The sequence below is a fragment of the Thiogranum sp. genome (genome assembly GCF_058323355.1).
Map to the genome: position 1 here is coordinate 1 of NZ_JBTTIO010000035.1, position 24,679 is coordinate 24,679.

22 protein-coding genes are annotated in these 24,679 nt (G+C 59.8%); 16 read left to right on the plus strand and 6 right to left on the minus strand.

The annotated features are described in order from the left end of the window. From ACW81B_RS05405 to ACW81B_RS05420, 4 genes are all read left to right on the plus strand, one after another. Positions 1-384, plus strand: a 384-nt coding sequence (locus tag ACW81B_RS05405) for a tetratricopeptide repeat protein (RefSeq protein ID WP_491579197.1), incomplete at its 5' end; no start/stop codon positions are given. A 237-nt stretch (positions 385-621) separates the two neighbouring features. After that, positions 622-2,769: an XrtA/PEP-CTERM system histidine kinase PrsK gene (gene prsK, locus ACW81B_RS05410; protein WP_491579198.1), complete on the plus strand. Its 2,148-nt coding sequence runs from the start codon at positions 622-624 to the stop codon at positions 2,767-2,769. Further along, positions 2,735-4,087 carry a PEP-CTERM-box response regulator transcription factor gene (gene prsR, locus ACW81B_RS05415; RefSeq protein ID WP_491579199.1) on the plus strand — a complete coding sequence of 451 codons (1,353 nt, stop codon included), beginning with the start codon at positions 2,735-2,737 and terminating at the stop codon, positions 4,085-4,087. The genes prsK and prsR overlap by 35 nt, the downstream gene beginning before the upstream one ends. A 490-nt stretch (positions 4,088-4,577) precedes the next feature. Beyond that, entirely contained in the window at positions 4,578-4,700 is a 123-nt protein-coding gene (locus tag ACW81B_RS05420; protein WP_491579200.1) for a GxxExxY protein, read from the plus strand. A gap of 429 nt (positions 4,701-5,129) precedes the next feature. Here the strand turns inward: ACW81B_RS05420 and ACW81B_RS05425 are convergent, their stop codons facing one another. Both ACW81B_RS05425 and cutA read right to left on the minus strand, forming a co-directional pair. Beyond that, positions 5,130-7,415, minus strand: a complete 2,286-nt coding sequence (locus ACW81B_RS05425) for a protein-disulfide reductase DsbD (protein WP_491579201.1) — start codon at positions 7,413-7,415, stop codon at positions 5,130-5,132. Beyond that, positions 7,412-7,744 (minus strand): divalent-cation tolerance protein CutA, encoded by a 333-nt coding sequence (gene cutA / locus ACW81B_RS05430; RefSeq protein ID WP_491579202.1) that lies wholly within the window; start codon positions 7,742-7,744, stop codon positions 7,412-7,414. The genes ACW81B_RS05425 and cutA overlap by 4 nt, the downstream gene beginning before the upstream one ends. 119 nt (positions 7,745-7,863) lie before the next feature. Between cutA and ACW81B_RS05435 the strand changes: the two genes are divergently transcribed. The 4 genes from ACW81B_RS05435 (at position 7,864) to ACW81B_RS05450 (ending at position 11,952) form a co-directional block, all read left to right on the plus strand. Beyond that, the gene (locus tag ACW81B_RS05435; protein WP_491579203.1) at positions 7,864-8,346 is read left to right on the plus strand and encodes an FxsA family protein; all 483 of its coding nucleotides are present in this window, start codon (positions 7,864-7,866) and stop codon (positions 8,344-8,346) included. A gap of 126 nt (positions 8,347-8,472) precedes the next feature. Then, positions 8,473-8,763 carry a co-chaperone GroES gene (groES, locus tag ACW81B_RS05440; RefSeq protein ID WP_491579204.1) on the plus strand — a complete coding sequence of 97 codons (291 nt, stop codon included), beginning with the start codon at positions 8,473-8,475 and terminating at the stop codon, positions 8,761-8,763. 45 nt (positions 8,764-8,808) lie between these two features. Then, positions 8,809-10,446 carry a chaperonin GroEL gene (gene groL, locus ACW81B_RS05445; protein WP_491579205.1) on the plus strand — a complete coding sequence of 546 codons (1,638 nt, stop codon included), beginning with the start codon at positions 8,809-8,811 and terminating at the stop codon, positions 10,444-10,446. A gap of 297 nt (positions 10,447-10,743) precedes the next feature. Further along, on the plus strand, positions 10,744-11,952 hold the full coding sequence (locus ACW81B_RS05450) for an ATP-binding protein (RefSeq protein ID WP_491579206.1): 1,209 nt from the start codon (positions 10,744-10,746) through the stop codon (positions 11,950-11,952). Between the two features lie 20 nt (positions 11,953-11,972). On the opposite strand, the gene ACW81B_RS05455 is transcribed toward ACW81B_RS05450, so the two are convergent. Next, entirely contained in the window at positions 11,973-12,731 is a 759-nt protein-coding gene (locus tag ACW81B_RS05455) for a hypothetical protein (protein WP_491579207.1), read from the minus strand. Next, the gene (locus ACW81B_RS05460; protein WP_491579208.1) at positions 12,728-13,315 is read right to left on the minus strand and encodes an RNA polymerase sigma factor; all 588 of its coding nucleotides are present in this window, start codon (positions 13,313-13,315) and stop codon (positions 12,728-12,730) included. Before ACW81B_RS05460 ends, ACW81B_RS05455 begins: the two co-directional genes overlap by 4 nt. Before the next feature lie 171 nt (positions 13,316-13,486). On the opposite strand from ACW81B_RS05460, the gene glnE reads away from it, so the two are divergent. The 7 genes from glnE (at position 13,487) to ACW81B_RS05495 (ending at position 21,606) form a co-directional block, all read left to right on the plus strand. Beyond that, the gene (gene glnE / locus ACW81B_RS05465) at positions 13,487-16,297 is read left to right on the plus strand and encodes a bifunctional [glutamate--ammonia ligase]-adenylyl-L-tyrosine phosphorylase/[glutamate--ammonia-ligase] adenylyltransferase (protein WP_491579209.1); all 2,811 of its coding nucleotides are present in this window, start codon (positions 13,487-13,489) and stop codon (positions 16,295-16,297) included. 168 nt (positions 16,298-16,465) lie between these two features. Next, positions 16,466-17,389: a branched-chain amino acid transaminase gene (locus ACW81B_RS05470; protein ID WP_491579210.1), complete on the plus strand. Its 924-nt coding sequence runs from the start codon at positions 16,466-16,468 to the stop codon at positions 17,387-17,389. A 16-nt stretch (positions 17,390-17,405) separates the two neighbouring features. Beyond that, complete coding sequence (locus ACW81B_RS05475; RefSeq protein ID WP_491579211.1) at positions 17,406-17,627, plus strand: zinc-finger domain-containing protein; 222 nt, start codon at positions 17,406-17,408, stop codon at positions 17,625-17,627. A gap of 26 nt (positions 17,628-17,653) precedes the next feature. Beyond that, entirely contained in the window at positions 17,654-18,550 is an 897-nt protein-coding gene (locus ACW81B_RS05480; RefSeq protein WP_491579212.1) for a mitochondrial fission ELM1 family protein, read from the plus strand. Beyond that, positions 18,532-19,650: a glycosyltransferase family 4 protein gene (locus ACW81B_RS05485; RefSeq protein WP_491579213.1), complete on the plus strand. Its 1,119-nt coding sequence runs from the start codon at positions 18,532-18,534 to the stop codon at positions 19,648-19,650. The genes ACW81B_RS05480 and ACW81B_RS05485 overlap by 19 nt, the downstream gene beginning before the upstream one ends. Next, positions 19,647-20,462 carry a polysaccharide deacetylase family protein gene (locus tag ACW81B_RS05490; protein ID WP_491579214.1) on the plus strand — a complete coding sequence of 272 codons (816 nt, stop codon included), beginning with the start codon at positions 19,647-19,649 and terminating at the stop codon, positions 20,460-20,462. Before ACW81B_RS05485 ends, ACW81B_RS05490 begins: the two co-directional genes overlap by 4 nt. Continuing rightward, positions 20,455-21,606 carry an ELM1/GtrOC1 family putative glycosyltransferase gene (locus tag ACW81B_RS05495; RefSeq protein WP_491579215.1) on the plus strand — a complete coding sequence of 384 codons (1,152 nt, stop codon included), beginning with the start codon at positions 20,455-20,457 and terminating at the stop codon, positions 21,604-21,606. Before ACW81B_RS05490 ends, ACW81B_RS05495 begins: the two co-directional genes overlap by 8 nt. Before the next feature lie 327 nt (positions 21,607-21,933). Here ACW81B_RS05495 and lpxL read toward each other — a convergent pair whose 3' ends face one another. Beyond that, on the minus strand, positions 21,934-22,857 hold the full coding sequence (lpxL, locus tag ACW81B_RS05500) for an LpxL/LpxP family Kdo(2)-lipid IV(A) lauroyl/palmitoleoyl acyltransferase (protein ID WP_491579216.1): 924 nt from the start codon (positions 22,855-22,857) through the stop codon (positions 21,934-21,936). A 45-nt stretch (positions 22,858-22,902) separates the two neighbouring features. Here lpxL and waaA point away from each other — a divergent pair, with 45 nt between their 5' ends. Then, positions 22,903-24,165: a lipid IV(A) 3-deoxy-D-manno-octulosonic acid transferase gene (waaA, locus tag ACW81B_RS05505; protein WP_491579217.1), complete on the plus strand. Its 1,263-nt coding sequence runs from the start codon at positions 22,903-22,905 to the stop codon at positions 24,163-24,165. Here waaA and ACW81B_RS05510 read toward each other — a convergent pair. Beyond that, a complete protein-coding gene (locus tag ACW81B_RS05510; RefSeq protein ID WP_491579218.1) occupies positions 24,155-24,676 on the minus strand; it encodes a hemerythrin domain-containing protein in 522 nt (173 codons plus the stop codon). The genes waaA and ACW81B_RS05510 overlap by 11 nt on opposite strands. Between the last annotated feature and the right edge of the window lie 3 nt (positions 24,677-24,679).

Sequence of the window (24,679 nt, forward strand, 5' to 3'; positions counted from 1 at the left end):
GAGAAGGTGCTCGAAAAACAGCCGGGCAATGCTGTCAGCACCAATAACCTGGCGGCCTTGCTGGCAGACCATCGCAGCGATGAGGCCAGCCTGGCCAAAGCGGTCGAATTGTCAGCCAACCTGGAGAAAACCAGGCAGCCCGCTTTCCTGGATACCGCCGGCTGGGTCTACTACCGCAAGGGTGACTACGACAAGGCAGTAGAAATCCTCAAGGGTGTGGTTGAAAAAGCCCCCGGGGTTCCCGTCTTCCAGTACCACCTTGGCATGGCCTACTACAAGCAGGGCAACAAGCAAGCGGCGCGTGAGCATCTTGAAAAGGCAACAGCGGGTGATTTCACCTACCAGGGCATTGAAGAAGCCCGCGCCACACTGAAGTCGTTGTAAAAAACTGCCTCATCGCCCGGCATCCTGGTTCGGGCGATGAGACTAAAGTTCTAGATAAATCCGCCGAAAATCATAGTCCTAGCGCTGTGTGAACGGGCTTGAGACGGATTTCTGCCTCTGCGTCAGTCTGTCAGACTGGCCGACAACCCCGCCAGAGCGTTATAGTCAGCAGCCTGTTTCGGGGCGATAACTGACGCTGTAGCCCGCCCACCATGGCAACCTTCGGACAATGACTGGATGGATGACGTCGGAGTAATCAGTTATGCAACCGGTGCCGGGGTTTTCCTGGTAACCGCACTGGTGTTGATGACCGGCCAGCGTAACCGGCCGCACAAAAACGCCCTGATGCTGGCCTCGCTGGTCAGTGCCTTGTGGATGGGGCTTACCGCAGCCAGTGCCCACAGTGATGGGCCGGCATTGCTGACCTACCTGTTTGAGCCCTTGCGGGATCTGTTTTTACTCATCTTCGTGGTGCGTGTGCTCAGCGCGGCGTATCCGGACCCGGCGGAGTCTTCGCGCTATTTCCGGCATACCGTTAGCATGCTGTCAGGGTTTACAGTGTTGCTTACCACCCTGGTGTTGTACCGTGGCGCATCCGGGAGCACTTCCGCGGTCATTGGCGGTATTGATCTCCTGTTTGCCGGTTTTCTCGTGATGGCGGTTGCAGGCCTCGCCCTGGTCGAACAGCTCATTCGCAATGCACGGCCTGAATCCCGCCGTTCGGTCAAATACCTCTGTATTGGTCTTGGCGCCATTTTCGCCTACGACTTCTATATCTATTCACATGCCCTGTTGTTTGGCGGTGTCGATCCACTGCTATGGGAGGCCCGCGGCTTTATTAATGCCATCGTGGTGCCGGTTATCGGCGTAGCCGCCGTACGTGACCCGCAGTGGTCGCTGGATATCTTTGTTTCACGCCGTGTCGTGTTCCATACAGCGGCACTGCTCGGTGCCGGCCTGTACCTGTTGGCCATGGGGGCCGGTGGTTACTTCATCCAGCAATATGGCGGCAGCTGGGGCACGGTGGCCGAGGTTATTTTCATGTTCGGCGCCGTCCTGATGTTGATGATCCTGCTGTTCTCGGGACAATTGCGCGCCAGCCTTCGCGTCTTTATCAACAAGCATTTCTTTCATTACAAGTTTGAATACCGCGAGGAGTGGTTGCGGTTTATCTACACGCTGACATCCTCCGAGCCGGATGAAAAACTCCGCGAGCGAACCATCAAGGCCATTGCCGATGTTCATGAATGTCCCGGTGGCGCCCTGTGGCTGTACCGTGAAGCCGGGCAATACCGTCCGGTAGCCAGCTGGCAGATGTCGATTGACGATGACGGTATGACAGTTGAGGCCGACAGTACGCTGGTGCGTTACATGCGTGACCAGGAGTGGATTATCAATTGCGAGGAATACCGGTTATCACCGCATACCTACAATGACCTGCAATTGCCGAAATGGCTGGAGAAGGTCGGGGATGCCTGGCTGTTTGTGCCATTGGTCTTCCACGATCGCCTGTCCGGCTTCATTGTGCTTTTGCGACCGCAAGTGACGCACTCCATGAACTGGGAAGACTACGACCTGTTGCGCATCATGGGCCGGCAGTCAGCGGCACACCTTGCCCAGCTGGATGCGGCGCAGGCGTTGTCGCAGGCGCGCCAGTTCGAGGCCTGCAGTCGCTTGTCGGCTTACGTCATGCACGACCTGAAAAACCTGATCGCACAACTGTCGCTGGTGGTATCCAATGCGGCGCGCCACAAGAACAACCCGCAGTTTATGGAAGACGCCATCCAGACGGTCGAGAACTCGGTCAACAAGATGAACCGCCTGTTGGCGCAGCTGCGCGCGGCCCGGGATCCGGAAGAAAATGCGGGCCTGCTCGACGTGTGTGAGGTGCTGGGTGAAGTAGTGGGCATGATGTCTGCCGGCAAGCCACTGCCCAGACTCGACTGTCAGGCCACCGGTCTGCGGATCCAGTCAGATAACGACCGCTTCGGTGCCGTGGTCGGTCATGTGGTGCGGAATGCCCAGGATGCGACGCCAGATGATGGAATGGTGATTGTCAGACTCTTCAAACAGAACGATTATGCCGTGGTCGAGGTGCAGGACACCGGGGAGGGCATGGATGGAACGTTTATCCGTGACCGGTTGTTCAAGCCATTTGATACCACCAAGGGAAAATCCGGAATGGGAATAGGCGCTTACGAGACCCGTGAGTTTATCCGCGGGCTGGGTGGCGATGTTGAAGTGCTCAGTCGGGTGGGTGAGGGAACAACCTTCAGAATGCGGATTCCGATTAGCGAAGAGTCGGGAAATAGTGTAAAGTCGCCCGACAATAGCAATAACGGAAGAGCAAATGACCACCGACTCAAGGAAATTGCTGGTTATTGAAGATGACCCGGGATTACAGACTCAGCTGAAGTGGTGTTTCGAGGGGTGCGACGTCATTATTGCGGGCGACCGCGAAGCCGCCCTTGCAGAGCTCGATAAGCACCACCCGCCTGTCATCACGCTGGATCTTGGCCTGCCCCCTGACGCAGACGGCACCCGCGAAGGTTTTCAGGCGCTGGAGGATATTCTCGCCCATTCGCCCCATACCAAAGTCATTGTCGTTACCGGCAACAACGACCGGCAGCACGCGTTGCAGGCCGTGAGCATGGGGGCCTACGACTTTTTCTACAAGCCGATCGATGCCGACCTGCTCGGCTTCATTGTCAATCGCGCCTACCGTCTGCACGAAATCGAGGAAGAAAATCAGCGCCTCCATGTCACGGGCGGCGAATCTCCGCTGGAAGGCGTGATCACCGGCAGCCCGCAAATGCTCAAGATGTGCCGGACCGTCGAAAAAGTTGCGCCGGCTGACGCCACGGTGCTGGTACTCGGTGAATCCGGTACAGGCAAGGAGTTGATTGCGCGTTCCATCCATTCACTCAGTGGCCGTTCCGAAGGGCGGTTTGTCGCCATCAACTGTGCCGCAATACCGGAAAACCTGCTGGAAAGTGAACTGTTCGGTTACGAGAAAGGCGCGTTTACCGGTGCGGTGAAGACGACGCCCGGCAAGATTGAATCGGCAAATGGCGGCACGCTGTTCCTGGACGAGATCGGCGATATGCCGATGTCGCTACAGGCCAAACTGCTGCGTTTCCTGCAGGAACGCATCATCGAACGCGTCGGTGGCCGGCAGGAAATCCCGGTCGATGTGCGTGTCATTTGCGCAACCCACAAGGATCTGCCGCAGCTGGCGCGGGAAAACAATTTCCGCGAGGATCTCTATTATCGCATCAGTGAAATCACGATCCGTATCCCGCCACTGCGTGAGCGCGAAGGCGATACGCTGCTGCTGGCGCGTGTGTTTCTGGAAAAATACAGCAAGCAGATGGGCAAGCAGCATCGTCTCAGCAAGGATTCGCTGGCGGCAATCGAGGCCTATCCCTGGCCGGGCAATGTGCGCGAGCTGGAGAATCGCGTCAAGCGTGCCGTCATCATGGCCGAGCACAAACAGATTTCGGTGTCCGACCTGGAACTGGGCGGGGCCGGTGTCGATGACACGCGAACCTTCAATCTGCGTGAGATCCGTGAGCAGGCGGAGCGCCAGGCGATTGTGCGTGCCATGGGACATGTGGGTGGCAAGATATCCCAGGCATCTGAGTTACTGGGTGTCAGCCGCCCGACCATGTACGACCTGATCAAGAAGTACAATCTCAAATAAGCATTGTGGTAGTTTTCGTTCCTGGCGGGGATGGCCTTACTGACAGACAATGGCTTGCCCGCTGCGCGGGTTCCCTGCGCTTCTCGACGTTTTGCGCGCTCGCTAAACTCGCCATCCGCGCTGTCGCGCGAATGACTCAGACAACGCTCGCTTGATCGCAAAACGTCTGCGATGCTCGGCTGCGCCAATGTCTGTCAGTAAGGCCATCCCCGCCAGGAACTTGCCCTGCGCAAATTTTTTACTCTTTATTCAGCTAATGGTCTGAAAAAAGATAAGGCCTCCTCGGAAAAATTCGTGGGCAAGGAGCGACGCGGACAAGCGATCAAGCCTGTGATTTTGTATAAATTTCAAGGCCTGTAAGGCCTGAAAAACAACGCTGGCAACGGGATGTCCGTTTTGCCTCGAACGATTGAGGCGCTCTGAGCGATTGGTCATTTGCCGGATTGATGCTCTCGCAGAGGCGCAAAGCACGCAAAGGGACAGGCGGCTGATGACAGAAAACGAGATTGGAACAGGTATTGTCGATAGTGCGGTACAGATTCACCGTGAAACGGGGCCGGGACTGCTGGAAACGGTCTATGAGGTTATCCTGGCGCAGCACCTGCGGGAGTGAATCCCTGATGAAGAACGGGATCAGCCGTACTGTGAATCGCCTTGTTGTGTAAATTTTCTCTCCTTTGCGCGCCTGGCGGCTTGGCGAGAGTCCATAATTAGCTTGAATTACCCACAAATATTTCTGAAGAGCCAAGATAAGTAACCCGGAATTGTTGCTGGAGCATCTTTCATCTCCCCAAAATCTCCCCTGGAAGGTTCCTGCGCCGGTATGCCTGCCCCGGTTTCCGGCGAATCGGTGCAGCCGAGCATCGCAGCGTAACGCGGAAGAAGAGAGCCCTGTTTGAGTGGTTTATGTGCAGCATAAACCGCGAGTTTGGGCGAACGCCGCGTTACGCGAGAAGCGCAGGGAACCCGCGCAGCGGGCAAACCGTTGAGCCGGAAACCGGGGCAGGCATACCGGTGCATTTGCACCTGCCCCAACGGTCCACTATCGACTTTCAACCCGTTTAACGATCTCAAGAAACGGTTCCGGCTTCTTGAAACCGACCACGCTCAGTTCCTTTCTTTCCTTCCCGCTTGAATCGAAGAACAGGATACCCGGTGGTCCGAACAGTCCAAAGCGTTTCAACAGCGCCTTGTCATCCTTGTTGTTCGCCGTCACATCCGCCTGCAGCAGCACAAAATTCTCCAGCGCCTGCTGAACACGCGCGTTACCGAAGGTGTACTTCTCCATCTCCTTGCAGCTGATACACCAGTCGGCATAGAAATCGACCATCACCGGCTTGCCTGCCTGTGTGGCGGCATCCAGTTCCCGCTGCAGATCCGCGAGTGAGTGAATCTGTTTAAAGGAAAGTGCATGAGCCTGTACGGCGATGGTCTGGCCGCCGCCTCCGCCACCACCGCCGATATTGGTCAGGGGGCGCAGCGGGTCACTACCGCCACTGGCGGCGCCAATCAACAGCAGTACGCCATATGTCAGTGATACCAGCCCGACGCCTTTCCACAGCCGCGCCCAGCCCGTGGCCTCAACCGGCAGGTCATCCATGGCGCGCAGGTACACGGCCGACAGGATCAGCAGCGAGGCCCACAGCGCCAGCGTCAGTGACGGCGGCAGGATGCGCTCCAGCAACCAGATCGCAACGGCCAGCATCAGTACCCCGAACACGGCCTTGACCCGGTCCATCCACACGCCGGCTTTCGGCAGCAGTTTGCCGGCGCCTATACCAATAGCGATCAAGGGTGTGCCCATGCCCATGCTGAGCGTGAACAGTGCCAGCCCGCCGAGTACCGCGTCACCGGTCTGGCCGATGTAGATCAGTGCGCCGGCCAGCGGGGCGGCCACGCAGGGGCCGACGATCAGTGCCGACAGGAAGCCCATCACCGCCACGCCGGTCAGGCTGCCGCCGCGCTGACGGTTGCTGACACTGGATAACCGGTTCTGGATGAATGTCGGCATTTGCAGTTCGTAGAAGCCGAACATGGAAAGTGACAGCAGCACGAACACGGCCGCAAACCCGCCCAGTAACCAGGCATTCTGGAAGATGGCCTGCAGGTTCTCGCCGAACAGCCCGGCCACCACGCCGGCCAGGGTATAGGTGGCCGCCATGGCCAGTACGTAGACCAGCGACAGGATAAAGCTCTTGCGGGTGGTGATCGACGGGCCCTGGCCGACAATAATGGATGACAGGATGGGAATCATCGGGAACACGCACGGCGTGAACGACAGCAGCAGGCCAAAGCCGTAAAACGCCAGCAGGGTGGCGATCAGGTTGCCGTCCTTCAGGCGCCGGGCGATGGCGTCCTGTTCGCTGAGGTCGGTGGCCGGTGTGGTTTCGGCAGGCGCGGCCGGTGTTGCAGCAGGCATGGCAGCGGCACTGCTGCCGTCGGCGGGCGGCAACATCAGTTCGATGCGCTTGCTCATGGGCTGGTAACACACCCCGGCCTCGGCGCAGCCCTGGTATTTCACCACCAGGGTGACAGGGGTGGCGGGGCCGGCTTCACGCCGCAGCGCCAGGTCTGCATCCACGACCTCGTGATACACCTGGATTTCGCCGAAGAATTCGTCCTGCTTGAGTTCGCCCGGGGGCATCTGCACGGGTAGCAGGGTGATTCCCTCGACCGGCTCCAGGGCAAATTCAAACTTGTCGCGGTACAGGTAATAGTCTTTGGCGATGGTCCAGCTGGCGGCGATATGGTCGGCGTCCCGCACCAGCACGTCGAGGCGGAAAGCTTCGTCCGGCGGCAGCAGTTCACTCTCGTCGTCAAAGCCGAAGTCGACGCCCAGTGCATTCAGCGCGCCGAGCGCCGAATCCGTGGTTGCTGTGCTGGCGGCGGGTGCATCGGGCAGCTGCAGGGAAACTGTTCTGGTTTGCGGCGGATAACAGACACCCATATCCGCGCAGCCCTGGTAGGTGGCCGTAAAGCTCAGTGTATTGCCGGCCCCCGCCTGGCGCGTGACAGGAATGGCGATGCGTACCTTTTTGCGGTAGGTCTCGACCGTGCCGAAAATCGGGTCTTGCTTGACCCTGGCCGGGGGGAACTCACCCGCTCCCAGCGTGGCGGTGTTACTTTCAGTGCTGAACGTGAACTTGTCCTTGTAGAGATAGTAGCCGTCAGCGATTTTCCAGTCGGCCTGGATTCGGCCATCCGCATCAACCGAAGCCTCGAAAGCAAACGCCTTGTCGGGAGGGAGAAGTTCGTCATCGCCACCGAAAAGACCGGCGTGGGCAACCGACATCCAGCCGGCCAGCAGTAGGGGGAACCAGTATTTCATTTTGCCTCGTCAGGGTTTCGTACCCAGTCCAGGTACGCCGGCAGGCCGGCAGTCAATGGGACTGCAATGATTTCAGGAAGTTCGTAGGGATGCAGTGCCCTGATTCGCGTTTCCAGCAAGGGGTAGTCGGCCGCGCGGGCCTTTATCATGAGCAAAACTTCGGCATCCGACTTCACCTCGCCTTCCCAGCGGTACACGGATTCGATGCCGGGTAACAGATTGACGCACGCCGCCAGCCGGTATTCCACCAGCGCGGAGGCGATACGCCGCGCCGTGTCGGTGTCCGGCGCGGTACAGAACACCAGCTGGATTTCATTCGGAGAAGTCATTTAGTTACGTCATTACGAGCGCAGCGCCCATAGAATCCCTCCGGGCTTCATTACGGGTACCTTACCCTTTCGGGTCAAGGCACCGCAATGACAAGAATTTTCAATGGATACCGGGTCGCTTGTCGCCACCCCGGCAGCCGGGTATGGTGCCGGACATGAACCCTCTCGGCATCCTGTTCCTGCTGTTTCTGCTTGTTCCCATGGTGGAAATCTACTTCCTGATCAAGGTCGGCAGCGCCATTGGCGCCATTTCCACCATCGCGCTGGTGGTCTTTACCGCGCTGCTGGGCGCCATGCTGCTGCGTTTCCAGGGCTGGATTACCCTGCAGCGTGCCCGGATGAGCATGGCACAGGGCCAGCTTCCTGCTACCGAGATGATGGAGGGCGTGTTGCTGGTGTTTGCCGGCGCGTTGTTGCTTACGCCCGGCTTTGTCACCGATACCATCGGCTTCCTGCTGCTCGTTCCGCCGCTGAGAAGGGCACTGATCGGCGGGTTCGTGCGCCGTTCCTCCGTCCCGTTTGAGCCCCCCCGGCCTGCCGATGCGCCGCATGAGCACAAGCCGCGCACAATAGAAGGCGAATACCGCCGCGAAGACGATTAAACGCGCTTCCGGCGCAATTTTGCTTGACTCTTCAACTTTGCTGACTATTATTAGCACTCACTTAGGTCGAGTGCTAATAAAGTGCTCGCAAAACAAACCAGACAGTCTTGAAAGGAGAAAGCTCTGATGAACCTTCGTCCACTTCATGATCGAGTGATCATCAAACGCATGGAAGAGGAAACCACCTCCCCGGGCGGCATTGTAATTCCGGATTCAGCCGCTGAAAAACCCAGCCGTGGTGAAGTCATCGCTGCCGGCAATGGCAAGCGTAACGAAAACGGCGAAATTATCCCGATGGACGTCAAAGTCGGCGACAAGGTGCTGTTTGGCAAGTACTCCGGCACCGAGGTCAAGGTCGAGGGTGAAGACCTGCTGGTCATGCGTGAGGAAGACATCATGGCCATCATCGAGTCCTGATGCCCCGAAACCGCTGATGAACAGAATTGAAAGAGGAATAGCAATATGACAGCCAAAGAAGTGAAATTCAGTGATGAAGCCCGCCAGCGCATGGTCGCCGGTGTAAATATTCTGGCCGATGCCGTCAAGGTCACGCTCGGTCCCAAGGGCCGCAACGTGGTGCTGGACAAGGCCTTCGGCGCCCCCACCGTCACCAAGGACGGCGTATCCGTGGCCAAGGAAATCGAGCTGGAAGACAAGTTCGAGAACATGGGCGCACAGATGGTGAAAGAGGTGGCTTCGCAGACCTCCGACATCGCCGGTGACGGCACCACCACCGCGACCGTGCTGGCGCAGGCCATCGTTCGCGAAGGCATGAAGGCCGTCGCCGCGGGCATGAACCCGATGGATCTCAAGCGCGGCGTCGACAAGGCCGTGACCGCTGCCGTGGAAGAACTGAAGAAACTGTCCGAACCCTGTGCGGATGCCAGGGCGATCGCCCAGGTCGGCACCATCTCCGCCAACTCTGACGAGAACATCGGCGAGATCATCGCCGAGGCGATGGACAAGGTTGGCAAGGAAGGCGTTATCACGGTCGAGGAAGGCTCCTCGCTGGAGAACGAACTGGACGTGGTGGAAGGCATGCAGTTCGACCGCGGCTACCTGTCCCCCTACTTTGTCACCAACCAGCAGAACATGCAGGCCGAACTGGAAGAACCTTTCGTGCTGCTGTTCGACAAGAAGATCTCCAACATTCGCGACCTGCTGCCGATCCTTGAAAACGTCGCCAAGGCCGGTCGTCCGTTGCTGATCATCTCTGAAGATACTGAAGGCGAAGCACTGGCGACGCTGGTGGTCAACAGCATTCGCGGTATCGTCAAGGTGTGTGCCGTCAAGGCGCCGGGCTTCGGTGATCGCCGCAAGGCCATGTTGCAGGATATCGCCATCCTCACCGGTGGCCAGGTGATCTCCGAGGAAGTCGGTCTGTCCCTGGAGAAGACCACGCTCGACGATCTGGGCAGCGCCAAGCGCATCCTGGTCTCCAAGGAAAACACCACCATCATCGATGGCGCCGGTCAGAGCAGCGATATCGAAGCGCGCGTCAACCAGATCCGTGCCCAGATCGAGGAAGCGACCTCGGATTACGACAAGGAGAAACTGCAGGAACGCGTGGCCAAGCTGGCTGGCGGTGTTGCAGTGATCAAGGTCGGTGCTGCCACCGAAGTTGAAATGAAAGAAAAGAAAGCCCGCGTCGAAGACGCCCTGCACGCGACCCGCGCCGCCGTCGAGGAAGGCGTGGTTGCCGGTGGCGGTGTTGCGCTGCTGCGCGCCCGCGCCGCCATCAGCGAGCTGCAAGGCAGCAATCATGACCAGAACATGGGTATCGACATCGCCCGTCGCGCCATGGAAGAGCCGCTGCGCCAGATCTGCTCCAATGCAGGTGACGAAGCGTCTGTGGTTCTGAACAAGGTCGTGGAAGGCAAGAAGCACTTCGGTTACAACGCCGCGAGCGGTGAGTATGGCGATATGCTGAAAATGGGTATCCTGGACCCGACCAAGGTGACCCGCACCGCGTTGCAGAATGCAGCCTCCGTGGCGGCATTGATCATCACCACCGAGGCGATGGTCGCCGAGAAGCCGAAGGAAGAGGGTGCCACCGGTGGCGGCATGCCCGACATGGGTGGCATGGGCGGCATGATGTAAGTCGCTTTACCCCCGCAGGGACCAAAAGCTTGCCATCAGGCTGGCCGTTACACTGAAGGTGTTGCTGGTCAGGCGGGGTAATTCGATACAGGGGGAGGCTTCGGCCTCCCTTTTTCATGGTGCTGCCGCGCCGGAAATTGTTTGCGCGGCAAGGTCGGGCGCATAAACGCCATTCAGTGTGTCGGCAAAATCAGCCGTCAGGTCAATTCTAGCTATTTATAGCTATTTATAATAATATCATGCTATAAATGGCTATAAGTCAGTATAACCCGCTGGAATTGGGCTGGAGGCACGCAGATGAATCCGATCAAGAACCCCTTTTCACCAGGTGCCGGTACGCCTCCGCCTGAACTCGCAGGGCGAGAAGAGGTTATTGAACAAACCCGAATCCTGCTCGGTCGTGTCAAACAAAAGAGGCCGGAGAAAAGCATCTTGCTGACGGGGCTTCGAGGTGTCGGTAAAACCGTCCTGCTCAATGAAATGGAACGTATTGCGCTGGCAGACGGGTACCATACGATCCTTGTTGAAGTTCACGAAAACAAGTCGTTGGGTATTTTGCTGGTGCCTCATTTGAGACGGCTGTTATACGAACTGGATCGAGTGGCGGGCGCCGGGGACAAGGTACGCAGGGGGCTGGCCGTTCTGAAAAGTTTCATCGGTGCAATCAAGGTAAAGGTCGACGATGTTGAATTCGGGCTTGATATCGACCCGGAGGTCGGCACGGCAGACAGCGGTGATCTCGAGATTGATTTGCCGAGCCTTTTCACTGCCGTGGCGGAAGCCGCAACAGAGCGTGGTAGCTGCGTCGCCATCCTCATCGATGAGATTCAGTATCTAAAAAAGAAAGAACTCAGTGCACTCATCATGGCGATGCATAAAATGCAGCAACGTCAACTGCCCCTGGTTATGCTGGGCGCCGGACTCCCGATCCTCCCGGGACTTGCTGGTGAATCCAAATCCTATGCCGAACGGCTTTTCAGTTTCCCCGATATTGGCGCGCTTTCCGAACTCGATGCAATCAAGGCTCTGCAAGACCCGGTAGAGGAATACGGCGTTAGCTTTGAAAAGGCGGCCCTCAAGGAAATATTCCAACTCACTCAGGGCTATCCCTACTTCCTTCAGGAATGGGGCTACCAGGCATGGAATCGTGCCGAAGCCTCCCCGATTGATCTCCCCGTTATTCAAAATGCTTCCGAAACGGTAATCCATCGCCTCGATGAGAACTTCTTTCGGGTTCGTTTCGGTCGACTTACCCCCGGAGAAAAACGTTTTCTACACGCGATGGCGTGCCTGGGTTCCGGCCCCCAGCGGACCAGCGATATAGCGGAACTCATGAAGGTAAAAATCAACAGCCTGGGACCAACCCGGGCAAATCTGATAAAAAAGGGCATGATCTACAGCCCGGCTCACGGCGACATGGCTTTTACCGTCCCGTTGTTTGACGAATTCATGCGGCGCGTTATGCCGGAGTTTAATGCGAACAATCAGGACATCCTGCGACAGTAATCCCGGACCGCCCTGAAAAGTCAGACGTTCAGGTACACCCAGCCTTCGCTCAGGCGGTTGAGGATGTGCTCCAGCGCCGATGGCGTGACATCGACATCGGGCAGCAGTTTTACCGGGGTCTTGCCGCCCTCGATCTCGCGCGCGTGATCGATGGCATCCTGGCAGGCCAGGAACGTCAGGTTGATATAACGCTGTTGCAGTTCATGTACGCGTTGTGCGTAGGGCGAGTAGCCGGCGCGCAGCAGGCGGATGGCGCTGGCATTGGCCACCACCTCGATCTCGGCGCCGTTTTCATCGTAGGCTTTAAGCAGTTGTTCCGCGGTGTCCAGCGCTTTTTCGAACTTGCTGGCGCTGGAGGTGTTCAGATGTACGATAATCCGCTTGGCGCCCTGCTGGGCGGTCACCTTGCTGATATCGGTATTCTGGAATGCATTGTGTTCATCCCAGTACATGGCGTGCAGCGCCGGATCGGCCGATTTCTGCCCGGGGGTGTGGATTGCCCAGCCGAGCATGCCGCCCAGCCCCAGTAACAGGGCCGCGGCCAGGCCCTGACCCCACGGGCTCATGCGCCGGGGTGAGGCCTTACGGTATTGTTCGATTTTCGGCGGGTGGTCGTAGGCATGCCGGACCAGCTCACCCAGTCGGCGCAGTTCACAGGCCTGTTGACTGAGCGCGCGATCTTCACCGAGCGCCTCAAAGACTTCATTTTTGCCGCCGGCATCCAGCTCACCGTCAATGAATGCATTGAGTGTTTCGTCTGAAATGTCGTTACTGCTCATTTTACTGTTCCAATGTGATGGACATTGTCATGTTCCGGTGCAATTTCGTCATCCAGCAATTTAACCTTGAGAGCTTTACGAGCGCGTGACAAACGGCTCATGACGGTGCCGATTGGTACATCCAGTATGTCGGCAACCTCGATATACGAACAACCCTCCAGGTCAACCAGCGATACCACCTGGCGTTGCCCCATCGGCAGGCGTTCGATGGCGCGGCGTACGCGTTGTATGATCAGTTGCCGGTCGTGGCAAAGATCGGGGGTATCCTTCTCGATCAGTACCACGTCGTCGATATCGACGGTATCGCGACTGCGGCGAAAGTGGTCGCGCCAGCAGTTGCTGAGAATCCGGTACAGCCAGGCTCTCAGGGTTTTCGGATCGCGTAACTGGCCACTGTTTTTCAGCGCCTTGGCCATGGTTTCCTGGACCAGGTCGTCTGCCAGTGCCGGGTTGTGGCACCAGGAATAGGCAATGCGGTACAGGTTCTCCCGGTAGTCGGTCAGTTCACGTTTGAACTGGCGGTTTTTACAGAAATTGGAAATCACATGGCCACCGTGAGTTGTCTGGTAAAGGGTAAGACGCACTGTTGTGCGGATTATTCCGTGCCATTATACGCGTTCCGGCTGCGTTTGAGGGGCGATCGCGTTACCCTGTCGGCTGTGGCGCGGAAAACAAAAAAACCAGCACAGACAGCCCCCTGGGCTGATTTGCCGAAAATCCTGCAGGGACCCGCGCGGCAGCGCTGGGAAGCCTATGTGAGCTCGGCAGAGGCCGCGAAAGCGCGCTATACGCGCGATCCGGCGCTTCAGCGGACGCTGTGCCGCCTGTTTGCCATCAGTGAGTTCGTGGCGGAGCTGTGTAGCCGGGTACCGCAGCGGGTCGAGGATCTGCTCGACAGCGGTGATCTGCTGGCCGATTCCTGGCCCGGGGTGCTGGCGCAGCGGGTAAGGGAGCAGCTGGCGGCCTGCCCGGATGAACCAGCGCTGAAGCAGACCCTGCGCCGTGTCCGGCAGCGCGAGATGCTGCGCATTGCCTGCCGCGATCTGGCCGGCTGGGCGCGTCTCGAGGAAACCCTGCGTGATCTGTCCGATCTGGCTGACGCCTGCATCGAAGGGGCGCTGGAGCGGCTGACCGACTGGCAGGCCGCGGATACTCCGCCACCGTTGCGCGACAACAACAGCCAGCCAGCCCCGCTGGTGGTGCTGGCAATGGGCAAGCTGGGTGCCCACGAACTGAACTTCTCTTCCGATATCGACCTGATTTTCGCTTACCCGGAGGCGCGTCCGGCGCGCAAGCGCGCTGCACTCAGTCCGGAGCAGTACTTCACGCGACTGGGGCAATCATTGATCCAGGCCCTGTCCGACCACGATGCCGACGGTTTCGTGTTCCGCGTCGACATGCGTCTGCGCCCCTACGGCAGTGCGGGCGCGCTGGTGTGCAGTTATGACGCGCTGGAGGAGTACTACCAGTCACAGGGCCGTGAGTGGGAGCGTTATGCCATGATCAAGGCGCGCCCGGTCACCGGCGACGCCGACAGCCGGCGCGAGCTGATGGAATTGCTGCGACCGTTTGTATTTCGCCGCTACCTGGATTTCCAGGCTTTCGATGCCCTGCGTGACCTCAAGCGCCAGATCCGCCAGGAGGTGGAGCGCCGTGACCAGCAGGACAATATCAAGCTGGGGCCGGGCGGTATTCGTGAAATCGAGTTTATCGTGCAGGCCTTTCAGCTGGTGCACGGCGGGCGCGAACCGCGCCTGCGCCAGCGCCGCGTGGTGGATGTGCTGGCGGCGCTGCTGGAGCTGAAACTGCTGCCGCCGCACAGTGTCACGCAACTGGAATCGGCCTATCACTTCCTGCGCCGCAGCGAAAACCACCTGCAGGCCCTGCATGACCGCCAGCTGCACCATTTACCCGAATCCGGGATCGAGCGTGTGCAGCTGGCGTTATCGATGGGCTACCCGGACTGGAAGCGTTATATTGCCGCGCTCAACGGTCACAGGCGCCGTGTCGAGACCCACTTCGAGCAGGTGTTCGATTCGCCCCGGCAGCAGGCGCCGGACGAGAACGAAGCGCTGCGCAACCTGTGGCTGGAACGCTGCACGGATGAAGAAGCGTTGCAGTTACTGGAAGAAGCCGGCTACGACGATCCGGCCGAAGCGCTGCGCCGCATCAAACAATTGCGCGAAGGTACGGCGCCGCGCTACCTCGGTGAGCAGGGGCGGGTGCGCTTCGATGCACTGGTGCCCATGATGATCGCCGCGGTGGCGCATCAGCCGCAGCCGGCCGGGGTGCTGGGCCGGCTGGTCAACGTGCTGGAACATATCGCCGGGCGCACCACCTACCTCGCTCTGTTGCAGGAGTACCCGCAGGTGCTGTCGCAGCTGGTGAGCCTGTGTGCCGCCAGTGCCTGGATTGCCGAACAGATCGCCCGCTTCCCCATGCTGCTCGACCAGCTGCTCGACCCGCGCAGCCTGTATTCCCCCCTGTCGCGCCAGGAACTGGAGAGCGAGCTGGAACGGCGCTTCGGCGATATCGCCGACAACGACCTGGAGCTGCAGATGGACCGTTTGCGCCAGTTCCGCCACGCCATGGTGCTGCGCGTGGCCGCGGCCGACATTGCCGGCGCGGCGCAGGTCATGGTCGTCAGTGATGAGTTGACCGCCATCGCCGAAGTGGTGCTGGAAAAGGTGTTGTCGATCGCCTGGGACGATATGCTGCGCCGCCACGGCGAACCACGCTGCAAGGTCAGGGGGAAGCTGCGGCGGGTAGCCTTCGCCATTATCGGCTACGGCAAGCTGGGGGGTATCGAGATGGGCTATGGTTCCGATCTCGACCTGGTGTTCCTGCACGACAGCAGCGGCAGCATGCAGCGTACCAGCGGCCGCAAGCCGGTCGACAATGCGGTGTTTTTCGCCCGCCTCGGGCAGCGCATGATCCATATGCTGGAAACTTTCACCGCCGCCGGCGCGCTCTACGAGGTGGACATGCGGCTGCGGCCTTCCGGCAACTCGGGCATGCTGGTGAGTGATATCGATGCCTTCGCGGACTACCAGCTCAACGAAGCCTGGACCTGGGAACACCAGGCGCTGGTGCGGGCGCGCCTGGTGGCGGGTGACCGCGTGCTGGAAAAACCTTTCCTGGACGTGCGTCGAAAGGTGCTGGCCGCCTGCGCCGACCAGCCCGACCTGCGCCGGCAGGTGCGCGACATGCGCGAGCGCATGCGCCGTGAGCTGGGTTCGCGGGGCAGCGGATTTCACCTCAAGCAGGACCCGGGAGGTATCGTTGATATCGAATTTATGGTGCAATACCTCGTCCTGCGCTGGAGCAAGGCCCACCCGGCACTGCTGGACCGCACCGACACCATCAGTCTGCTGAAGGTGCTGGCGAGGGAAGGCCTGCTCAAGTCTGCGTATGCCCAGATCCTGATCGAGGCCTACCAGCAATACCGCGGCGTCCTCCACCGGTTGACGCTCGCCGAAGCGCGGCCGGTGATCGAGGATGAGCGGCTGGAGCGGTCACGCAGGAAAGTGGAGAAGCTGTGGCGCGAGTTGATGGAAGATGGTTAGCGCTGCTAACACGCGTCTTGATGGAAGACGGATAGCACTGCTAACGCGCGTCATGCCGGCGCAGGCCGGCATCCATGTGTCCGGCGTATGCTGTGGATCCCGGCCGGCGCCGGGATGACGAAGATCATACAGGTGTTCCTGTTGTTACAAATTTGAAGGAGAAGTTCGATGTCGATGGCCGATCGTGACGGCGTCATCTGGTATGACGGCGAAATGCGCCCCTGGCGCGATGCGACCACCCATGTGCTCACGCATACCCTGCACTATGGCATGGGCGTGTTCGAGGGCGTGCGCGCCTACGATGCCGAGCAGGGCACGGCGATTTTTCGCCTGCAGGATCACACCGACCGGCTGTTCCGTTCCGCGCACATCCTGCAAATGCCCATGCCCTTCGACAAGGACACGCTCAACCAGGCACAGATCGACGTGGTGCGCGAGAACGGTCTGACTTCCGCCTACCTGCGGCCCATGTGTTTTTATGGCGCCGAGGGTATGGGGCTGCGCGCCGACAACCTGAAGGTGCATGTGATTGTCGCCGCCTGGGAATGGGGCGCCTACCTGGGCAAGGAGAACCTGGAAAAGGGTATCCGTATCCGCACCTCGTCCTACACGCGTCACCACGTCAACATCACCATGTGCAAGGCCAAGGCCAACGGCAACTACATGAACTCCATGCTGGCGCTGCAGGAGGCGCTGACCTGCGGCTATGACGAGGCCATGCTGCTGGACGCCGAGGGCTACGTGGCGGAAGGCAGCGGTGAAAATATTTTTATTGTGCGCAACGGTGTGTTGTACACGCCCGACCTGACTTCGGCGCTGGAAGGCATTACCCGCGAAACCATCATGACGCTGGCGCAGGAGCAGGGCCTGGAGATTCGCGAAAAGCGTATCACCCGTGACGAGGTCTATGTCGCGGACGAAGCGTTCTTTACCGGTACCGCCGCTGAAGTGACGCCGATCCGGGAAGTGGATAACCGCACTATCGGTAACGGCGGGCGTGGCCCGATCACCGAAAAACTGCAGACCCTGTACTTCGACCAGGTACACGGTCGCCGCGAGGACCATCCCGAATGGTTGTCGCTGGTCGGATAAAACGGAGGATAGCACCATGCCCAGTCCCAACACCGCGGCGGACGCCGAGAGCGGCAAGCGTTACATCGAGGCCAATGCCGAGAACTGCTACGAAGTGACACGCGACGACCTGCCGCTGCACTGTCCCATGGACGGTATGACCCTGTGGAACTCGCACCCGCGCGTGTACCTGCCCATCGAGGATAGCGGCAGGGCAAAGTGTCCCTACTGTGGCGCTGACTACATCCTCAAGGACTGAACGGCCGCTGACGGTCGTGACTTCCCGTGCAACGTCGTGCCGCCCCCTATGTCCTGTGGCGCATCAGCGACGGCAAGCCGGGTCACGATGCACAGAGCCTGGGGCTGACCCGGGCATTGCAGGCACGTTGCGACATTGAGGTCCATGAGTTGCATGGCGGTGACCGTCTGGCTGCGCTGGGCGCCTGGCTGACAGGCCGTTACCCGGCGGGTCGTGCGCTGCCCCGGCCCGACCTGCTGGTCGGTGCCGGTCATGCGACACACTGGCACCTGCTGGCGGCGCGACGCGCCATCGGCGGGCGTGCCGTGGTGCTGATGCGGCCAGCTCTGCCCAATGCACTGTTCGACCTGTGCCTGATCCCCGAACACGACCATCCCCGCGCCGCCGCCAATGTGCTGGTGACGACCGGGGTGCTGAATACGCAACAGGCTGCGCGGAATCCGCGCAATGATAATGGCCTGGTTCTGCTGGGCGGACCTTCACCGCACTACCGCTGGCAGGACGATGCGGTGCTGGCGCAGATCGATGCGCTGCTGTCGGCGCGACCGCAACTGGAGTGGCGGGTATCGGGGTCGCGGCGTACGCCGGCATCGTTGATGACGAGACTGGCCGGGCACGCGGGTTTGTCGCTGCTGCCGGCAGATCACCCGGTGGCGGAGGCACTGGCAACGGCTGCCGAAGTACGTGTGACCGAGGATAGCGTATCGATGATTTATGAATCACTCACCCGTGGCGTGCCGACCGGCCTGCTGGCGGTCGCGCGGCGCGGCGCCAACCGTGTCACGGCCGGCGTCGATACGCTGGTCACGCGCGGCTGGGTGGCGGCGCCCGGTGACTGGCAAACCCCCGCGACACCCCCGCCGCTCGACGAGGCGGGGCGTTGTGCAGACTGGATCGTGGAACAATGGCTGAAGGTAAACTGACCGTCCTGCAACTGTTGCCGGCGCTGGAATCCGGTGGTGTCGAGCGTGGCACGCTGGAAATTGCCCGTGGACTGGTGCAGGCGGGGCATCGTTCGCTGGTGGTGTCCGCCGGTGGTCAGCTGGTCAGCCGGCTGACCGGGCAGGGCAGCGAACATATTCGGCTGCCGGTGGGGCACAAGTCCCTGTGGAGCCTGCGGCTGGTGCCGCGCCTGCGCCGTCTGATGGTGAGTGAGAACGTCGATATTGTGCATGTGCGCTCACGTCTGCCGGCCTGGCTTGCGTGGCTGGCCTGGCGCCGGTTGCCGGCGGCACAGCGGCCGGGGTTTATCACTACGGTGCACGGCCTGTACTCGGTCGGGCGCTACAGCCGCATTATGACAAAGGGTGAGCGGGTGATTGCCGTGTCGGAATCCGCGCGCCGTTACATCCTTGATAACTACCCGCATACGGATGCCTCGCGGATACGTGTCATAGAACGCGGCATTGATCCCGACGTCTACCCGTTCGGTTTTCGTCCCGGCGACTCGTGGATCAGCCGCTGGTACCAGGATTTCCCCTTCCTGCTGGAACGCCAGGTGCTGACCCTGCCGGGACGCATTACGCGGCTTAAGGGGCACGTGGATTTCCTGCATATGCTGGCCGGCCTGGTGGAGGCCGGTTTGCCGGTGTACGGCCTGATCGTGGGCGGTGAAGACCCGCGCCACAGGGCCTATGCTGACGAGTTACAGCGCACGGCGCAAAACCTCGGGCTGGAGGGCCTGGTGACCTTTACCGGCCACCGCATGGACCTGCGCGATGTACTGTCCATGTCCAACCTGGTGTTTTCCCTGTCGCGTAAACCGGAATCCTTCGGTCGCACGGTGTGCGAGGCGTTGAGCCTCGGTGTGCCGGTGGTGGGCTACGATCACGGCGGCGTCGGCGAGTCGCTGGCGCGGGTGTATCCCCCCGGGCGTGTGCCTGCCGGTGATGTCGAGGCGTTGACGGCCACCACGCGGCAACTACTGGAGCAGCCCGTACCGGTTGACCCGGCGGCCTTTACCAGCGTGCAGGACATGGTGGACAGTACACTGGCCGTCTACCGCGAGGTAACGCCTGAGTGAACCTTGCGCTATGGGGCATCCCCGCACTGGTTGCGGCCTGGTTCTCCTGGCGCTATGCCTGGTGGCGACCGGGCGTGGATACCCGTTTGCCGCGTATCCTCATGTACCACATGATCGCCGAACCCGTGGCCGGTGCCCGTTTCAACGGTCTGCGCGTAACACCTTCGACGTTTGAACGTCAGTTACGCTGGCTGAGGGATAACGGCTGGCAGGGGTATACCGTCAGCGAACTGGTCGACCAGGCCGGCCGGTTGCCGGACAGGGCGGTGGCCATCACCTTCGACGATGGCTATGCCGATAACCTCACACAGGCCTTGCCGTTGCTGCAACAGTACGGTTACAGGGCCACGCTTTACCTGGTCGTGGAACGTCATGACAGGGACTGGTCGCGTTCGCGCAAGGCCCACCACGATGACGGCGAACTCAGGGAAATTCCCAAGCTGAGTGACGATCAGGTCGAGACATTACTGGCTTCAGGCTGTTTTGAACTGGGCGCGCACACACTGACGCATCCCACCTTTCTCAACCTCGACGATACGGCGCTGCGCCACGAACTTTGCGAATCGAAGCGCCGGCTGGAACAGCAGTTCGGTGTGCCGGTGCGCAGCTTTGCCTATCCTTTCGGCCTGTATCGTCCGCAACAGGTTGCCTGCGTGCGCGAGGCCGGTTACGACAGTGCAGTGACCGTGCGTGAAGGCATCGACGACCCGGCGAACTGGAACCCGCTGGAGCTGGCCCGTATCAAGGTCAGTGGCAGAGACGGCATGCTGGCCTTCCGGCAGCGCATGCGTACGGGGAAGCGCGGTGTCTGAGTGCAAACGTGTCTGGTTGTTGTCTGATGGCCAGCCAGGTCACGACAGCCGTTCGCAGGGTATCGTGGCTGCGCTGGGTGAGGTTGTGCCACTTGAAGTCCACACGATTCATCTGCGTATGCGCATGGGACTGGCGCGCAATGTCCTGCGCTTTATGCTGAACCATTCCGACACGCCACATTCACTGAAAGGTAAACCCGGATTAATTCATTTCCCGTCATTCTGGCGTATGCCAGAATCCATCGCTTTCAGGGAACTGGATACCGGCCTGCGCCGGTGTGACAAATTGATCAGAGTTTCCAGGGCATTACGACTTTTCTATCATATGGAGCCGTTGCCGGAACAAGGCTGTGACCTGATTGTGTCCGCCGGCGGCAAGACCTCTTTCGCCAATGCCTGGATTGCAGCCGCAACCGGTACCGCCAGCATTTTTGCCGGGACCCTGCGCCGCCTGCACGCACGCCACTTCAGTGTGGTGATGACGCTGGAGCCGGTGCAGGGGGCAGACAATAATCTGGTTGTCCCGTTGTTGCCAACCACCATTGACCCGGAGCGCGTGACAGCAGAAGGTGAGGCGCTGCGCGGGGAACTCGGAAACGTCACGCAGCGTTACTGGCTGATGTTGCTGGGCGGCAAAGGTGCAGGTTACCGGTACCGGAAAGCTGACTGGACAGGCATTGCGCGCGGCATGAACGCGTTGGCGGAAAAATACGGCATTCGCTGGTTGCTGGTCACGTCAAGGCGTACCGGCGCGGCGGGTGAGCGCGTACTAAAGCATTATATCGATGCCGCGCATGTTGCGCAGACTTGCTGGAGCCAGGGCGGTGATGTTTACCGGCCGGAAGCCTTTCTCGGCGCGGCCGAGCAGGTGTTTGTCAGCGAAGACAGCATGACCATGCTGACCGAAGCCATGTCTGCACAACGCCCCGTCTACAGTCTGCGCCCGCAACACGCCCTGCCGGACAGTCGCTATGAACAGGCGTTGCGTCGTTACGTGGATGCCGGGCGTCTGTGCCGGATTGCACTGGCGGAGCTTGCCGAAACACCGGAGTGCCTCGATGAATGGCGCTATACCCCCGAGACCTTGCCGGCAGGTTATCTGGCCCATGAACTGGTGAGCCGGTTGGGGTGGTCGGATATTTAAAGTCTGTGAGCATTTGCCGGATTGATGCTCTCGCAGAGGCGCAAAGCACGCAAAGGGACAGGCGGCTGATGACAGAAAACGAGATTGGAACGGGTATTGTCGATAGTGCGGTTCACCGTGAAACGGGGCCGGGACTGCTGGAAACGGTCTATGAGGGAATGGCACTAAGTTAAGCCTTAAATCCCGTCATTCCCGCGCAGGCGGGAATCCAGAAAGCCGGATCAAACCGCCTGGATTCCGGCCTGCGCCGATGACGGGATATTGCGCCGATGACGATTCCGAATTAATCAGAGGCTCCTGCGGTTAATGCCGTATCTTCCAGGGGAATCAGGCGTAAGGGCAGGCTTCCCCTTCCGGCCGCGTTTTGAACCTGCGGTGCACCCACAGATACTGTTCGGGCATTTCACCTATCACACCTTCCAGTAACGTATTCAGCCGCGTGGCATCCTGTACGGCATCGTCGGACGGAAAATCTTCCAGCGCCGGGCACAGGGTAAGCAGGTAGCCGCTGTCATCTGCAAGGCGGGTCGGGTAGAAGGGCACCACGGCAGCGCCGCTGATTTTTGCAATACGCGAGGGCGTGGTGAGTGTCGATGCCGGTACCCCGAACAACGGCGCGAACACAGACTGGCTGCCGCCGTGATTCTGGTCAGGCGCATACCATACCGGCATGCCGGCTTTCAGGCTGTTCAGCAGACCGCGCATGTCGTCGCGCGCTATGGCTTTTTCAAAACGGCGTTCACGTGACTTGCGCATGACTGATTCAAACAACGGATTCTTGTGCTGGCGATAAAGCACATGAAACGGCGCATGCATGGCCAGCAGGCGGCCGCCCAGTTCCAGCGTTGTAAAATGTGCGCTGAGCAGAATGACGCCTTTACCTTTCGCGCGGGCGGCCTCAAGGTGTTCCAGGCCGACGACTTGTGTGATGCCACGTAACTTCTGTTCACTACCCCACCAGCACAGCGCGGTTTCGACAATACCGCAGCCCAGCGAATCGAAGTGTGCTTTCAGCAGGGTATTACGTTGTTGAGGTGATTTTTCCGGAAAACACAGTGCCAGGTTCACCCCGGCAATATGCCGGCGATGCCTTGTCAGGCGCAGGGCCAGTCGTCCGATCAGTCGTCCGATGTGCATCTGCCAGCGATACGGGAGAAGAATAACGAGACGCAGTGCGCCGAACATCAGCCAGGTTGGCCAGAAGCGCGGGGCAAGGTAACGGGTGGAAAGCGTGGAGTCTGGGGTCGGCACACGCAGCATTGTAACAAAGCAGCCGGCTGTTATGATCGCAACGTGATGCGCGTTTATACTTTTCTGCTGTATATCGGTTTACCCTGGGTGTTTATCCGCTTGTGGTGGCGCGGTTTCCGTCAGCCGGCATACCGGCGTGACTGGCGCGAGCGGCTGGGCAGGGTGAGTTGTGTTGCAGGTGACGCTCCTGTGACATGGGTGCATGCTGTGTCAGTCGGTGAAGTGCGGGCGGCCGTTCCTCTGGTCAATGCCCTGTTGCAGCGTGAGCCACAAAAACCGTTGCTGATCACCACCACCACACCGACCGGGCGCGATACCGTGATGCAGTTGTTCGGCGATCGGGTGCGTTGTGCCTATTTACCCTGGGACCTGCCGTTTGCGTTGCGCTGTTTCCTGTCATCCCTCAGGCCGGGGAAAGTCATTGTGATGGAAACCGAACTTTGGCCGAATCTTTTTCATGCCCTGAAGCAGCGGGATATTCCGTTGTACCTGGTGAATGCCAGGCTTTCAGAGCGATCGCTGCGTGGTTATCGCCGGGTAGCGTCGCTGGCCCGTGAAACGCTGGCCTGTGTAACGGCTGTTGCCGCACAGAGTGAAGCAGATGCGAGCCGCTTTGTATCACTCGGTGCGCCGGAAGATCGCGTGATGGTGGCCGGAAACCTCAAGTACGAGGTGGAGTTGCCGGCGGACTTCGAGCAACGACTGGCGGGGTTGCGACACAGGTTTCATCAGCACGGTCGATTTTGGGTGGCCGCCAGCACTCACCCGGGTGAGGAGGCTATGGTGCTTGCCGCGCATCGTCGGTTACTGGCGCGTCACCCGGATTGCCTGTTGCTGCTTGTGCCGCGTCATCCCGAGCGGGCGGTCGAGGTTATGCAGCTGTGCCGGCAGGCCGGTATGTCCCCGGCGCTTTATTCAGAGTGTGCACGGACCGATTTGCCTGAGCGGGCAAACCAGGTCCTGGTTGTCGATGTGCTGGGTGAATTGGCGTATTTATATGGCCTGGTACCCGTTGCATTGATTGGCGGCAGTCTGGTAGCACGCGGCGGACATAATCCACTGGAAGCCCTGCAGGCAGGATGTGCAGTGCTCAGTGGCGTTTCTACCGGGAATTTTGCCGACATCTATCGCCGGCTGGAGAATGCCGGTGCTGTAACCCGTGTCGAAGATGAAGCGGCGCTGGTGACGGCGGTGGAGAGGTTTTTCAACGATAGTAAATCGCAACAGAGCCAGATTGCGGCGGGTGGTCAGGTACTAAAGGAAAACCGTGGCGCCCTGGCGCGTGTGTTGAACTGTCTCAGCGTTTGACGCCGCGCCGTTTTGCCATCGCGCGGCCGACATCTTCCAGCTGGCGCGTACTGAGGCTGTGCCGGGCCATAAACAGCAGTTCACGATTTTCGATATCGATGTGCTCGCGGTATGCACTGCAGAACTGTGCAACGTGTTCGGTGAAGTCCGGGTTTTCGCCCAGCTTCGAGGGCTGTTGCAGGTCGGCGGCAAGCTGTTGCCAGAGCCTGTCCAGTTGCTGATGGTCCTGCTTGAGCCTGTAGATAATGTCCGCCAGTTTCAGCGACTGTCCGTTGAGCAGCGGGAACAGGTCCTGTTCCTCGTCCTCATGATGGTGAACGGCGCTGGTGCTGAAGTACCTTACGATGCCGGTGATGGCTGATTTTGCTTCCTCATCCAGACCTTTCTCCTGCAAATGCTCAACCAGCTTTTCCAGTGTATCGCAGTTGGCGAGCATGCGGTCATGGCAGGCGCGCAGCAGGCCAATCGGATCATCGAAGTCGGGGATATCGGGGGTAAGGCTGTCGTTCATTGT